The 13,632-nt window shown below is 71.6% G+C and carries 12 protein-coding genes; 8 read left to right on the top strand and 4 right to left on the bottom strand.

Annotation, left to right across the window (positions count from 1 at the left end):
- Positions 1-17: 17 nt before the first annotated feature.
- From DEI97_RS16925 to DEI97_RS16910, 4 genes are all read left to right on the top strand, one after another.
- A complete protein-coding gene (locus DEI97_RS16925) occupies positions 18-953 on the top strand; it encodes a carbohydrate ABC transporter permease (RefSeq protein WP_111074097.1) in 936 nt (311 codons plus the stop codon).
- Positions 950-1,876, top strand: coding sequence for a carbohydrate ABC transporter permease (locus tag DEI97_RS16920; protein ID WP_220039173.1), 927 nt, complete (start codon positions 950-952; stop codon positions 1,874-1,876). Before DEI97_RS16925 ends, DEI97_RS16920 begins: the two co-directional genes overlap by 4 nt.
- Before the next feature lie 57 nt (positions 1,877-1,933).
- Positions 1,934-2,428 (top strand): DUF4126 family protein, encoded by a 495-nt coding sequence (locus tag DEI97_RS16915; RefSeq protein ID WP_111074096.1) that lies wholly within the window; start codon positions 1,934-1,936, stop codon positions 2,426-2,428.
- An 88-nt stretch (positions 2,429-2,516) separates the two neighbouring features.
- Positions 2,517-3,479: an SDR family NAD(P)-dependent oxidoreductase gene (locus DEI97_RS16910; RefSeq protein ID WP_111074095.1), complete on the top strand. Its 963-nt coding sequence runs from the start codon at positions 2,517-2,519 to the stop codon at positions 3,477-3,479.
- Positions 3,480-3,556: 77 nt separating this feature from the next.
- On the opposite strand, the gene DEI97_RS16905 is transcribed toward DEI97_RS16910, so the two are convergent.
- Positions 3,557-4,462: an SGNH/GDSL hydrolase family protein gene (locus DEI97_RS16905; RefSeq protein WP_146248076.1), complete on the bottom strand. Its 906-nt coding sequence runs from the start codon at positions 4,460-4,462 to the stop codon at positions 3,557-3,559.
- 125 nt (positions 4,463-4,587) lie between these two features.
- Complete coding sequence (locus tag DEI97_RS16900) at positions 4,588-5,568, bottom strand: aldo/keto reductase (protein ID WP_111074093.1); 981 nt, start codon at positions 5,566-5,568, stop codon at positions 4,588-4,590.
- Between the two features lie 88 nt (positions 5,569-5,656).
- Here DEI97_RS16900 and DEI97_RS16895 point away from each other — a divergent pair, with 88 nt between their 5' ends.
- The 3 genes from DEI97_RS16895 to DEI97_RS16885 all read left to right on the top strand — a co-directional run bounded on the left by DEI97_RS16895 (position 5,657) and on the right by DEI97_RS16885 (position 9,411).
- Entirely contained in the window at positions 5,657-6,637 is a 981-nt protein-coding gene (locus DEI97_RS16895; RefSeq protein WP_111074092.1) for an NAD-dependent epimerase/dehydratase family protein, read from the top strand.
- A gap of 114 nt (positions 6,638-6,751) precedes the next feature.
- Complete coding sequence (locus DEI97_RS16890; RefSeq protein ID WP_111074091.1) at positions 6,752-8,773, top strand: bacteriocin-associated integral membrane family protein; 2,022 nt, start codon at positions 6,752-6,754, stop codon at positions 8,771-8,773.
- On the top strand, positions 8,773-9,411 hold the full coding sequence (locus DEI97_RS16885; RefSeq protein ID WP_111074090.1) for an ATP-binding cassette domain-containing protein: 639 nt from the start codon (positions 8,773-8,775) through the stop codon (positions 9,409-9,411). Before DEI97_RS16890 ends, DEI97_RS16885 begins: the two co-directional genes overlap by 1 nt.
- 55 nt (positions 9,412-9,466) lie before the next feature.
- Here the strand turns inward: DEI97_RS16885 and DEI97_RS16880 are convergent, their stop codons facing one another.
- Positions 9,467-10,705, bottom strand: coding sequence for an MFS transporter (locus DEI97_RS16880; RefSeq protein ID WP_258376643.1), 1,239 nt, complete (start codon positions 10,703-10,705; stop codon positions 9,467-9,469).
- Between the two features lie 109 nt (positions 10,706-10,814).
- Positions 10,815-12,347, bottom strand: coding sequence for a C40 family peptidase (locus DEI97_RS16875; RefSeq protein ID WP_181439158.1), 1,533 nt, complete (start codon positions 12,345-12,347; stop codon positions 10,815-10,817).
- A gap of 208 nt (positions 12,348-12,555) precedes the next feature.
- Between DEI97_RS16875 and DEI97_RS16870 the strand changes: the two genes are divergently transcribed.
- Complete coding sequence (locus DEI97_RS16870) at positions 12,556-13,623, top strand: SDR family oxidoreductase (RefSeq protein WP_111074088.1); 1,068 nt, start codon at positions 12,556-12,558, stop codon at positions 13,621-13,623.
- Positions 13,624-13,632: the final 9 nt, after the last annotated feature.

The following is a 13,632-nucleotide window of genomic DNA, read 5'->3' as shown; positions in this document are numbered from 1 at the left end:
TCACGGAAAGGCCAGACGTGACCGTCTCCGCCACCCGCCCGAGCCAGGAGCGCACCGGCCGTCCCGCTCGCTCGTCCGCCCCGCTGTGGCTCCTCACGCCGGCGGGCCTGGTGCTCGTCTTCGTGACGATCGCCCCCATCGTCTTCCTGGTCTTCACGTCCTTCACCGACTACGACCAGCGCTCCCTCTACACCGGGGCCTACGACGCCGTCGGCCTGGCGCAGTACGTGCAGATCCTCACCGACCCGACGTTCTGGGCCTCCCTGGTGCGCACGGTCCTGTTCACCGCCGCGATGGTGCTCGGCAGCATCCTCATCGGCGCCGGCGTCTCCCACCTGATGACCCGGCTCGGCGTGGTCCTCCGGTACGCCGTGACGATCGTCCTGATCTGCGCCTGGGGCATGCCGAACGTGGCGTCCTCGCTCGTGTGGAACTGGTTGTTCCAGCCGGGCTACGGCGTCGTGAACTGGGCGCTCACCCAGCTGCACGTCTTCGGCGACATGACGAACACCGACTGGGGCAACAGCGCCGGACTGGCGTACACGTCGATCTGGATGCTCGTCGTCTGGCAGGCGGTGCCGTTCATCGCCCTGACGCTCTACGCGGCCGAGACCCAGATCCCGCTCGAGGTGAAGGAAGCCGTCCGGCTCGACGGCGGCTCCGAGTGGACCGTCTACCGCGTCGTCACCATCGAGTACCTCCGCCCGACGCTGCTCCTCGTGACGATGCTCTCGATCATCTGGGACTTCAACGTCTTCAACCAGATCTGGCTCGTCTCGCAGGGCGGTCCCGACGGTGCGACCTCGACCCTCGGCGTCTTCACCTACATCACCGCCTTCGTCGGGCACGACATCGGTACCGGGTCCGCCGTCGCCGTGATCGCCGCGCTGATCCTGATGGCCCTCAGCGCCCTCTACATCCGGAACCTCGTCCGATCGGGAGAAGAGCTGTGACCACCGCACTGCCGACGGGCGTCCCCGTCGACGCCGACGTCCCCGCCGCCGTCCCCACCCCGGAGGGCGTCGCGGCCACCGGGCGCAACCGCCGCCGCCGCCGACCGGTGCGGTGGATCAGCAGCACCATCGCCGTGGTCTTCTGCGTGGTGTGGATCTTCCCCGTCTACTGGATGGTGAACACCGCGTTCAAGCCGCGGTCGGAAGCGCTGACGAGCACCCCGCTGTTCGCCCCCGCACACCCGACGATCGACAACTTCGTCACCGCGTTCACCCGCGCCGACTTCCTCGTCTACCTGAAGAACTCGAGCATCGTCGTGGTCGGGGCGGTCGTCCTGTCGCTGGTGCTCGGGATCCTGGCGTCGGCGGCGCTGTCGCGCTTCCGGTTCCGCGGACGCCGGACGATCCTGGTCGTGATCCTGCTCGTCCAGATGCTGCCCGGCACCGCACTGCTCATCCCGCAGTTCCTCATCTTCAACCAGACCGGGCTCACCGGCAGCTACTTCGGCCTGATCCTGGCCTACGTCGCCGCGGTGCTGCCGTTCTCGATCTGGGTGATGCGCGGGTTCTTCCTCGCCATCCCGATCGAGATCGAAGAGGCGGCCCGGATCGACGGCGCGAGCACCTGGCAGGTCCTGACGAAGGTGCTGTTCCCGCTCGTGATGCCCGGCGTGATCGCGACGAGCGTGTTCGCGTTCATCGCCGCGTGGAACGACTACATCGTCGCCTACACGTTCATGCAGGACCAGGCGCACTACACGCTGCCGGTCTGGCTGGCGTCCTTCACCACGCAGACCGCCGGCACCGACTTCACCGGGCAGATGGCCGCCTCCGTGCTGTTCTCGCTGCCCGTCGTGGTGTTCTTCATGATCATCCAGCGCAACCTGGTGTCCGGCATGTCCGCCGGAGCGGTCAAGGGCTGAGCCTCGGGGACAGCCGGACTGAGTAGCGTCGACCGGGACACGAAGGAGACGGAACACATGTCGAAGAAGAGCCGGACCACCAGCACCTTGACGCGAGCCCTGCTGCTCGGGATCCTCAGCGGCGGTCGCTCCGCCACGCCGCTCGCCGTCCTCGGACTGCACCACGGCGACAAGGACCTGCGCGGTGAGTGGCAGGACTGGAAGACCTTCGACTCGTCGATCGGTCGCGCCGGTCTCGTCGTCGGAGCCGCGGGCGAGATCGTCGCCGACAAGATGCCGAAGACCCCGAACCGGATCGCCTTCCCGGCGCTCCTCGGCCGCATCGGTGCGGGCGCGTTCGCCGGTCTCGCCCTCGGCACCACCACGAAGTCCGGCAAGTCCGACTTGCGCATCGAGGGCGCGATCCTCGGCGCGATCGGAGCCCTCGTCGGCTCCTACGTCGCCTGGGCCGCCCGCAAGGCCGTCGGCACGGTCCTGCCGGACCCGGTCGTCGCCGTCGCCGAGGACGTCGCCGTCATCGCCGGCTCGCGCGCGGTGGTGCGCGCCGGCTGACGTGACCACCTGACGGACGGGAGGCCCGGCACGCGACGTGCGCCGGGCCTCCCGTCCGTCAACAACACCTGTTGCGTAGACTCCGGACATGTCCAGGATCACGACCCCGTTCGACGCCACGACCACCGCCGCGGAGGTCCTCCGCGGCATCGACCTCACGGGGCTGCGGGTCATCGTGACCGGCGGTGCCGCCGGGATCGGCGCGGCGACCTCGGCCGCCCTCGTCGGTGCCGGGGCCTCGGTCGTCCTCGCCGTGCGGCGGCCCGAGCAGGGGGAGCGGACGGCCGGACGCCTCCGCGCCGACGTCCCCGGTGCCTCGGTCGAGGTCCGCCCGCTCGACCTCGCCGACCGTGCCTCCGTCCGCGCCTTCGTCGCCGGGTGGACGGGGCCGCTCGACGTCGTCATCGGCAACGCCGGCGTCATGGCGACCCCCGAGCTCCGGACGCCGGAGGGCTGGGAGCTGCAGTTCGCCACGAACCACCTCGGGCACCACAGTCTGGTCGCCGGCCTCCGTGACGCCCTGCGCGCCGGGGCGGACCGGACCGGACGCGCCGCACGGGTCGTCGCGTTGAGCTCCGCGGGGCACCACACCGCCGGGATCGACCTCGACGACCTCATGTTCGAGCGGCGCCCCTACGACCCGTGGGTGGCCTACGGGCAGTCGAAGACCGCGAACGCGCTCTTCGCGGTGGAGGCCACCCGACGCTGGGCCGCCGACGGCATCGTCGCGAACGCCGTGCACCCCGGCGGCATCCTCACCGACCTCTCCCGGCACCTGTCGCACGAGCAGGCGCTCGCGATCGGCATCGTCCACGAGGACGGTTCGCCGGCCGAGGGCTTCAAGACCCCGGAGCAGGGCGCCGCGACCTCGGTGCTCGTGGCGGCGTCACCGCTCGTCGAGGGTGTCGGCGGCCGGTACTTCGAGGACTGCGCCGAGGCGGTGCCGGCGAGCGACGACCGGCCGCTCGTGGGAGTGCGCCCGGAGGCGCTGGACCCGGAGTCCGCCGAGAAGCTGTGGGACGCGAGCGACGCGTTGCTCGCCACGCGCTGAGCGGTCAGCAGAGCACGCTGCCGTGCCGCCGTCGGGCGCGCAGGTGCACACGGACCGCCCGGGAACTCGTCGGCGCGTCAGGCCCCGGCCGCGGTCGTGCCGGCCGCAGTGGTGCCGGCCGCCGTCGTGGCGGTGGTCGCCGAGTGGCCCGCGGCGACGATCGCCCGGGCGAACCGCCGCGCGATCGCGATGTTGGCCGTCGCCGTCGGGTGGATCCCGTCGAGCGTCGTGCCCGGGGCGTACGCGCCGTCTGCGGTGCGGACGGCGGCGAACGGGTCGATGACCGTCCAGCCGTGGTGCCGGGCGTCGCTCGCGAGGTCACGGTTCATCTCGGCGTTCCCGGTCCGCCGGTCGACGCCCCACAGGCTCGTCGTGTGGTCGGACGGCGGGGTGTCGACGACCAGGACGTGCTGTGCGCCGGCACGGGCGACCAGGGTGTTGATCGCCGCGATCGTGCGGGTGGCCGGGACGTCCTGGTTCACGTCGTTCGTGCCGAGCTCGACGACCAGGACGTCGGCTCCGGGCACGGCGGGCATGAGCGCGGTGACCTGGTCGGCACGGTAGCCGCTGTGGGCGTACCCGCCCACCGCGTGGACGGCAGGATCGGCGGCGAGGTCGCGCAACCACGAACCGGGGCGGGCGGTGACCGAGTCTCCCGCGTACGCGAAGCGCACGGCACCGGGTGCTGCCGTCCCGAGCGGCCCGGTCAGCACCTGGTCCGGCGTGTGGTCGAGTTCCCACGTGCGCTCGGCGTCGGCCCGGACGGTGCCCGCCGGGACGACGCCCGCGACGCGCTCGTGGGGCGCACTCCCGACGACCGCCGGGTGTTCAGCCGCCGAGACGATGCCCGGCACCACCACCACCACCACGCCCGCGCCGAGCAGGGCGGCGGCACCGAGGACCCCCGCGACGCACAGCATGCGTCGGCGACGACCCGGACGGGGCTCGTGGACGCGGGGCTGACGGAGGGCACGTGGTTGCACGGCATCACCGTAGGACCGACCGGCCCGCGCAGGCCGCAGGCCGGATGTGAAGTGGTCACGCTTCCTGAGGTCCTTCCGAGCGGACCACAGGAACCCGGGACGTCAGCGGGCCCCGGGGCCGCCGGTCACCAGCGCTCGTGCACCGTCGCGCGGAACCACCGGTCGTAGAGCTCGTGCACAGTCGCGTCGAGGTCGTCCGGCAGGTCGAGGGACCCGGCGGCCGCGTTCGACCGGGCCTGCTCGGCGTTCCGTGCACCCGGGATCGCGGCGGTCACGCCCTCCTGGGCGACCACCCACGCCAGCGCTGCCTGCGGGACGGAGACGCCCTCGGGCAGGGACGCGGCGAACTCCTGCGCCGCACGGACGCCGTCCTCGAACGGCACGCCGCTGAAGGTCTCGCCCTGGTCGAAGGCCTGACCCTCCCGGTTGTAGGTGCGGTGGTCCTCCGGCGCGAACGTCGTCTCCGTCGTGTACTTGCCGGTGAGCAGCCCCGAGGCCAGCGGGACGCGCGCCAGGATCGCGACCCCGGCCTCCCGGGCGGCGGGCAGCACGCGGTCCAGCGGCTTCAGGCGGAACGCGTTGAGGATGACCTGCACGCTCGCGACCCCCGGGCGGGCGATCGCGGTCAGGGCCTGGTCCGCGGTCTCGACACTGACGCCGTACGCCGCGATCGACCCGTCAGCGACCAGGGCGTCGAGCGCGTCGTAGACGGCGTCGTCGGAGAAGACCTCGGTCGGCGGGCAGTGCAGCTGGACGAGGTCGAGCGTGTCCTGGCCGAGGTTCTCGCGCGACCGGTCCACCCACTGCCGGAAGTTCGCGGCGACGTAGTTCGACGGCACCTGGTCGACGCGGCGACCCATCTTCGTCGCGACGGTCACCCCGGCCTCGGGGTGCGCGGCGATCCAGCGGCCGATGAGCTGCTCGCTCCGGCCGTCCCCGTACACGTCGGCGGTGTCGAACAGGGTGGTGCCGGCCTCGGCGGAGGCGTCCATCACGGCGAAGGCGTCCTCGGCCGCGACCGGACCCCAGTCGCCGCCGAACTGCCAGGTGCCGAGTCCGATCACGGAGGTCTCACGGCCCGTACGGCCCAGTGTGCGTCGCTGCATGGGATCGACGCTAGCCCCTGGTCGCCGGGCGGACGGTGGCATCGTCCGCTGCGCGTGGCGAGCGGCGGGCCGCGCGTACGGTGACGGCATGAGCAGACAGCGCGTCGTCGTCATCGGTGCCACCGGTCACATCGGCACCTTCCTCGTCCCCCGTCTGGTGCGTGCTGGCCACGACGTCGTCACCATCAGCCGCGGCACCCGCGCCGCCTACGTCGACGCCCCGGAGTGGCAGCAGGTCGAGCAGGTCACCGCCGACCGCGAGCAGGAGGACCGCGACGGCGTCTTCGGCGACCGCATCGTCGGACTGCGCCCCGACGTCGTCATCGACCTCGTCTGCTTCACCCTCGAGTCGGCCACCGCCCTCGTCGACGCGCTCCGCGGCACCGACGTGCACCTGGTCCACTGCGGCTCGATCTGGCGCGCCGGACCCAGCACCGTGCTGCCCGTCACCGAGGAGAACGCGACCCCGCCGGTGGGCGAGTACGGCACGCAGAAGGACGTCATCGCCCGGATGCTCAAGGAACAAACCGCCCGTGGGGGTCTCGCCACGACCTCGCTCCACCCGGGGCACATCAGCGGCCCGGGCTGGGCGCCGATCGGCCCGGTCGGCAACCTCGACCCGTCGGTCTGGCGCACACTGTCCGCCGGGGAACCGCTCCTCGTGCCCGGCTTCGGTGCCGAGACGATGGCCCACGTCCACGCTGACGACGTCGCCCAGGCCTTCGCGCTCGTCGTCGAGCACCGTGATGCAGCAGCCGGCCAGGACTTCACCGTCGTCGCCCCCACGGCGCTGAACGTGCGGGGGTACGCGGCGCTCGCCGCGTCCTGGTTCGGCCAGGAGGCCCGGCTCGAGCCCGTCACGTGGGACCGGTTCCGAGAGGGCACCGCCGCCGAGCACGCGGACGCGAGCTGGGAGCACCTGTCGCGCAGCCACGTGTTCAGCATCGACAAGGCTCGGCGGCTGCTCGGGTACGCGCCGCGGTACACGGCGGAGGAGACGGTGCTCGACGCGGTGCGGTGGCTCGTGGAGCACGGGGAGGTCGAGGCGGCGGGGGCGCTCGTCGTGTGACGCGTCCGCACGCCTGAAATACGGCATACTCCTTCCCAGGTGTTCCCAACCGGCACCCTGGTCATGACAGCTCCCTGGTCGTGACTGCTGCTGCGTGGAAGGAGACCCATTCGCATGCGCTCGGTGCGTCTCGCCTACGTCATCCCACCAGTGCTCGCCGTCGTCCTCGCCTTCCTCGGCGCGACCCGACTCAGTGAGTCCGGCGTGGTCGGTGTCTCCTCCGTCGTGACGGCCGTGGCCGAGCGCGGGATCACGTCGAACGGCCGGATCGCCGCCGCCCTCGAAGACGTCGCACGACGACACCAGGCCACGGTCGTCCGGACCGTCGCCGACCGGTCCGCACCGACCGCCCGGCGCACCGCTCTGGTGACCGCCGCGCCGGGGACCGACGGTGCCGAGTGGCTGCGAGACGGCTACGCGGACTTCTCCCGGACGGTACGCACGACGGTGCGGCCGATGGCGGCACTCGACCGCTACGACCCCGCCGGCTCGTACGAGGTCATCGGTGACGACGGCGCCGGACGGGCCACTGTCGCAGCGCTGCAGGCCGCCGGTTTCACGACCAGTTCCGAGTCGGTCCCCGTCCTCGACCGCCTCGGCGTCGCCGGGGGCGTCAAGGGCACGTCCGGACTCGTCGGTTGCCTCGTGCTCGGTTGTGTGACGCTCTGCCTGGTCGGGACGGTCGGATCGCCACGCCGGACGGCTGTCCGCGGTCTGCACGGTCGCAGCGCCTGGGCGATCGTCGGCTCCGAGTTGTCCGAGGCCCGGGCGACCGTGCTCGTCGCGCTGGTCGGAGCACCGGTCGTCGGACTCGTCCTCTGGTGCCACAACGGTCTCGCGGCGTGGGCGACCTTCGCGACCTCGGCAGCGGTGTTCCTGGCAGCCCTGCTCATCCCGGTCATGGTGGTCCACGTCGTCGGAACGCTCATCGCGGCCCGCCGTCCGATCGCGGCCACCCTCAGGGGAGCTCGGCCTCCGGGGACGATCGTCCTGGTGGCACAGGTTGCTCGACTCGCCGCGACGTTGCTGCTGGTCGTAGCGGTGTTCGACCTCACGGCGGCAGTCGCAGCGGCCCGGTCGGGATCCGGTGACCGTGAGCTCCGTGCGGCCGGCGAGGCCGTCCAACTGTGGGTCACCCCGGACCCCCGGCCCGGATCGACGACGCAGGACTACTGGGACCGGATCGGTGATCTCGTCGGCACCGCTCTCGACCGGCACGACGCCCTGCTCACCGCCGCGGTCGAGGTCGGCACGGGAACCGGTTCGCGTTCCGCACCGGCGCTGTTCGTCGACGCCGAGTACCTGCGTCATCAGGACCTCCGGGCCGAGAACGGTGACCGCATCACGGTGACCGACGACCGCATCGCGGTCTGGACCCCGCCGGGGTCCGACCTCGACCGAGCGGCGGTGATCCGTGCGCTGGTGGGCTGGGAACTCCGCGGGGCGTCCGACGAGCAGCGACGGCACATCGGCGGTGGGGTCCTCCGATCCGCCGGGGCGTACACGTACGCCGGTGACTCGTCGGCGGTCTCCTGGCTGACCGACGCCGTGGTCGTCGTCGTCCCGGATGCCTCCCGTGTCTTCACGCCGGACCAGCTCGGGGCTTGGCTGTCCACCGGTGATGTCGTCTTCACCTCTGAAGCCGCTGCCGATCGCGCCATCGACGCGGCCGATCTCGGCGACGAGTTCAGCGCAGTCGTGTCCGTGGGGCAGGCGGCAGCTGAACGTCGACGCCAGGCCGAGACCGCCGTGGGCATCGCGGTGCTCGCGACGATCAGTGGTCTGGCGGTCGTCGTCGCCCTCGCCGTGATCGGTACCACGGCACATCACCGACGTCACGGCCGTCGGCTCTTCACCGACATCGCGGCCGGTCGCCCGTCGGCCCGTGCGAACGGCGACCTGCTGCTCGTCGAGTGCCTCCTGCTGGCAGTGGGCGGTATGGCGGTCCTGAACCGCTGGTGGCGAGCACGACCTGACGGGTCGGGAGCCGTCTCGGCACTGGATCCCGCCGCACGCGCGTCGGGCGTGGGTGGAGCATCGGCAGCCGCGGTGCTCGTGCTGCTCTCGCTGGTGGCCGTGGCCGTGATCGCCGTTTCGACCCGGGCGGTCGTCCGGTCCCGTGGAGGTGGATCGTGATGCTCGAGGTGGACCGTGCAACGAAGCGCCGGGGTGGACGGCTGCTCTGGCAGGACCTGTCGTTCGGTGTGGCGCGAGGCGAGGTCCTCGCACTCACCGGACCGAGCGGATCGGGCAAGTCGACCCTGCTCGACTGCATCGGGCTCATCGACTCACTGGACTCCGGGGCGGTCCGCATCGACGGGACGACCGCGGGCAGGAGCTTCGGTCGAGCCAGACGACTCCGGCGGGACCACCTCGGCTACCTCTTCCAGGACTTCGGCCTGGTACACGACATGACGGTCGACGCCAACATCGACATCGGACGTCCGGGTCGTGCACGAAGGGGGTCCCGGATGCGGACTGCCGAGGCGTTGGAGCGGGTCGGACTCGCAGGACGCGGAAGCGACCGTGCGCACGACCTCAGCGGCGGTGAGCAGCAGCGCGTCGCACTCGCTCGACTCCTCGTGAAGCAGCCCGACGTCATCCTGGCCGATGAACCGACCAGCGCACTCGACGACGACAACGCCCGGATGGTGTCGGAGACGCTCACCGACTTCGCATCGGCCGGAGCTGCTGTGCTCGTCGCGACGCACGACCCCTCCGTCGTCGCCTGGGCGGCGAGCGTCCTGCGGCTGGAGCCGACGGGTCTGAGGTGAGCCACCGGCAGTGGTCCTGGCGTGCGGTGTGACCGCTGCTCCGCGACGGTCGTGGTCAGGGCCTCCCGGCTGCCGCCGCGGCGTCACCACCACCTGGCGGCGCGAGTGCCCCGCGGCGGTGGACTGCCCACACCGTCAAGGCGAACCCGAACAGGACGGCTCCACCGATCGTGACCGCTGTCCACCCGCCGAGCCCCCAGAGCACCGAGGCCAGCGCGGAACCGACGGCGCCCCCGATGAAGTTCCCGGTCACGAAGGCCGTGTTGAGCCGACTCCGGGCTGCCGGGTCGATCGCGAACAGCCGGGTCTGGTTGAGCACGTTCGCCGCCTGCACTCCGACGTCCAGCAGGACCACTGCGACGAGGACCACCACGATCGACCGCGCTCCGAGCCCGGCGACGACCAGTGACAGGAGCCCGAGCGCGAGCGCCGTCCCGGTCACCGGCACCGACAGCCCGCGGTCGTGCAGACGTCCGACACGCTGGGCAGCGACAGCCCCGGTGAGCCCGGCCAGCCCGACGAGGCCGATCGCGGCAGGGGAGTACCCGAACGGCGGAGCGCTCAGCAGGAACGTCAGCGCCGTCCAGAACATCGTGAACACCGCGAACGCCGACGCGCCGAGCACCAGGGTCACCTGCACCGACCGGTGGTGCGCGACCGCACGGAACACCGACCCGATGAGCTGTGGGTACGGCACGCGGTCGCGACGGTCGAGGTGGGGGATCGCTCGGCGCAGCAGGACTGCGAGCACGAGGGCGGCGACCGCGGCGACGACGTAGATCGCGCGCCAGCCGGCCACCTGGGCCACGAGCCCGCTGACCGTCCGCGACACCAGGATGCCGGTGAGCATGCCGGACGCCACGGTGCCGACCACACGACCTCGGGCGGCCGGGTCGGCCAGGTCGCCGGCGAGTGGCGTGAGCAGCTGCCCTGCGACGGTCGTCAGCCCGACCAGGCCGAGGGCACCGAGCAGCACGCCGAACGAGGGTGCGACCGAGGCGAGCAGCAGCGCGACGGCCGACGCGACGAGCACCCCGGGGACCAGACGCCGACGGTCCAGGACGTCACCGAGGGGGACGACCAGGAGGATCCCCAGTGCGTACCCGACCTGCGTCACGGTGACGAGCAACCCGGCCAGCGACGACGAAGCGTGCAGGTCCGCGGCGATCTCGTCGAGCAGCGGCTGGGCCCAGTACAGGTTCCCGACCGCGGCGCCACCGCCGACGGCGAACAGGAGGGTACGGCCGGTCGTCATGCCGTGCGGTCCGGACGGGTTCGGGGTCTGTGGTGTCACCTCCACGACGGTAGGCGCAGACGACCACACGAGGGAGGTCACGTCCGTACCTCGTGCAGGAGCACCCCGCACCGGGTGGTGCGGGGTGCTCCTGATCGGGCAGGACGGACTACTGGGCGAGGATCGCGGGGCTCGTTCCTGCCTTCATGCCCACGTTGAACGAGGTTGCGGCGTTGTCGTTCGTGACCGTCCAGAGGTCGTTGCCGTTCGTCTGGACCGCCACGACGTAACCGCTGCCGACCGCGGCGATGGCCGGGCTGGTGCCCGATGCCATGCCGATGTCGAACGCCGTCGCTGCCTTGCCGTTCGTGATCGTCCACAGCTTGCCGGTGTTCGTCTGCGCAGCGATGACGTAGCCGCCGTTCGAGAGCGCGAGGATCGACGGGCTGGTGCCGTCCTGCATGCCGATCGGGAAGGCGGTTGCGGCCTTCGTGTTCGTCACGCTCCACAGCGCACCGGTGTTCGTCTGCGCGGCGATGACGTAGCCACCGTTCGCGGTGGCAGTGATCGACGGGCTGGTGCCGTCCTGCATCCCGACGCCGAACGACGTCGCGGCCTTGGTGTTCGTGACGCTCCACAGGTCACCGGTGTTCGTCTGGACGGCGACGACGTAGCCGCTGCCGACAGCCGCGATCGAGGGACTCGTCCCGGCCGCCATGCCGATGTCGAACGCGGTCGCTGCCTTCGTGTTCGTGATCGTCCAGAGCTTGCCCGTGTTGGTCTGCACCGCCACGACGTACCCACCGCCGGAGGTGGGGATGATCGACGGGCTCGTGCCGGCCTTCATGCCGACCGGGAACGACGTCGCCGCTCCGCCCGAATCGACGGTCCAGAGCGCACCGCCCGCAGCCTGGAACGCGGTCACGTACTTGCCGCCGCCGAGGGTGGCGATCGCCGGGCTGGTTCCCGCAGCGACGCCCACCGGGTAGGCGGTCGCTGCGTTGCCCGCCGTGACACTCCAGAGCTTGCCGGTGTTGACCTGTGCAGCGGTGACGTAGGTCGTGGTCTTCACGGCGCTGCCGCCCGAGCCCGAGCCGCTCAGCGAACCGGTCGGTCGCCCGACGACGTCGAGGAGCTGCTCACCGGGTTCCGACCAGAGCGTCTGCTCCTTGACGCCTTCGCCCGGAGCGGCCGCTGCGACCATGTACCCGTTGCCGAGGTAGATGCCGTCGTGGAGGAAGTCGCCGCCGGTGGTGCCGGTGCTCGTCCAGAACAGGATGTCGCCGGGCTCCGCGTTCGCCCGGGACACGAGGTTGCTCTTCAACGCGTTGTACTCGTCACCGACGACCGGGCGGGACGCACCGTTCGACAGGTCGATGCCGGCCTGGAGGTACGACTTCCAGACCAGGCCCGAGCAGTCCCATGCGCTGGGGCCGTTGCCGCCGAGTGCGTAGTAGGTGCTGTTGTTCTGGCCGCCGTCGCTCGTGCTCCACATGCTCTCCGCGTAGGCGATGGCGTCGTTGGCCGCCGTGGAGGGCCCGCCGCCCGTGTTCTGTCCGGGCTGTGCGGCGAGGGCCGGTGTGGCGAGCCCCACCGCCCCCACCAGAGCGATCGTGGCTGTCACGATCCCGATGAATCCGACCTTGACCCGGGAGCGCGCCGTCTTCGGCGTCGATCCGAGTTCCCCTTGAGTGTGCTTCACGATCGAATGCTCGGGCCGCTGCCAAGGGTCGACAAGTCCGGCATTCGGAGGACCGCTGGGGGACATCCCGCTCCGGTACTGGCATCGCGGCCGCAGAGGTGTGCGGAGTCTCAGCGGGGCGGGCTCGGGGAGGACCACGCGCGGGACGGAATGCACACAGCCGACAGGTGTTGTCTCCGGTTCACCGCCCTCCACCGGAAGGACCCGCATGACCGCGACCCCGCACGCCCTCGTCGTCGGCGCCACCGGCATCGCCGGATCGGCGATCGTCGACCACCTCGTCGCCGACGGCTGGACCGTCACCGCGCTCTCCCGCCGCCCGGGAGCCGAACGCGACGGCGTCACCTGGCGCTCCGCCGACCTGCGCTCCGCGGAGTCGTTGACCGCGACCCTGGCGGACGTCCCCGCCACCCACGTGTTCTTCACGGCATGGTCGCGGCAGGCGACCGAGGCCGAGAACATCGCCGTCAACGGGGGCATGGTCCGCGACCTGCTCGCCGCGCTCGCCGACGCGCCGGTGCAGCACGTGGCGCTGATGACCGGGCTGAAGCACTACCTCGGCCCGTTCGAGGCGTACGGGCAGGGCGCGATGCCGGACACCCCGTTCCACGAGGACGAGCCGCGCCTGGACGTCGACAACTTCTACTACGCGCAGGAGGACGAGCTCTTCGCCGCCGCCGCGCGTCAGGGCTTCACCTGGTCGGTGCACCGCTCGCACACCGTCCTCGGGTACGCGGTCGGCAACGCCATGAACATGGGGCTCACGATCGCGGTCGCCGCGGCGATCAGCCGGCACACCGGCCGACCGATGGTGTTCCCCGGCAGCGAGACGCAGTGGAACGGCCTGACCGACGTCACCGACGCCGACCTGCTCGCCGCGCAGATGATGTGGGCGGCGACGGACCCGGCCGGGGCCGACGAGGCGTTCAACACCGCGAACGGCGACGTGTTCCGCTGGCGCTGGATGTGGCCGCGGATCGCTGCGCACCTGGGCGTCGAGGCCGAGGGCTTCGACACCGCCCCGCGCCCCTTCGAGGAGCAGATGGCCGAGGCGGCACCGGTCTGGGCCGAGATCGTCGCCGAGCACGGCCTGGTCGAGCCCGACCTGGAGCGCCTGGCGTCCTGGTGGCACACCGACGCGGACCTCGGTCGGGACATCGAGGTGATGACCGACATGTCGAAGAGCCGGCTCGCCGGGTTCACCGAGCACCACCGCACCCTCGACTCGTTCACCCGGCTGTTCGACCGCTACCGGGCGGAGCGGCTCGTCCCCTGACCGGATCGG

The organism is Curtobacterium sp. MCLR17_032, from assembly GCF_003234795.2.
Classification (GTDB): Bacteria; Actinomycetota; Actinomycetes; order Actinomycetales; family Microbacteriaceae; genus Curtobacterium.
This window is presented reverse-complemented; position numbering and strand designations above follow the sequence as displayed.

Excerpts from the sequence above, each read along its gene's own strand:
- DEI97_RS16895 (WP_111074092.1), top strand. The coding sequence starts at position 5,657 with ATGAGCAGACAGCGCGTCGTCGTCATCGGTGCCACCGGTCACATCGGC.
- DEI97_RS16910 (WP_111074095.1), top strand. The coding sequence starts at position 2,517 with ATGTCCAGGATCACGACCCCGTTCGACGCCACGACCACCGCCGCGGAG.
- DEI97_RS16870 (WP_111074088.1), top strand. The coding sequence starts at position 12,556 with ATGACCGCGACCCCGCACGCCCTCGTCGTCGGCGCCACCGGCATCGCC.
- DEI97_RS16890 (WP_111074091.1), top strand. The coding sequence starts at position 6,752 with ATGCGCTCGGTGCGTCTCGCCTACGTCATCCCACCAGTGCTCGCCGTC.
- DEI97_RS16915 (WP_111074096.1), top strand. The coding sequence starts at position 1,934 with ATGTCGAAGAAGAGCCGGACCACCAGCACCTTGACGCGAGCCCTGCTG.
- DEI97_RS16900 (WP_111074093.1), bottom strand. The coding sequence starts at position 5,568 with ATGCAGCGACGCACACTGGGCCGTACGGGCCGTGAGACCTCCGTGATC.
- DEI97_RS16885 (WP_111074090.1), top strand. The coding sequence starts at position 8,773 with ATGCTCGAGGTGGACCGTGCAACGAAGCGCCGGGGTGGACGGCTGCTC.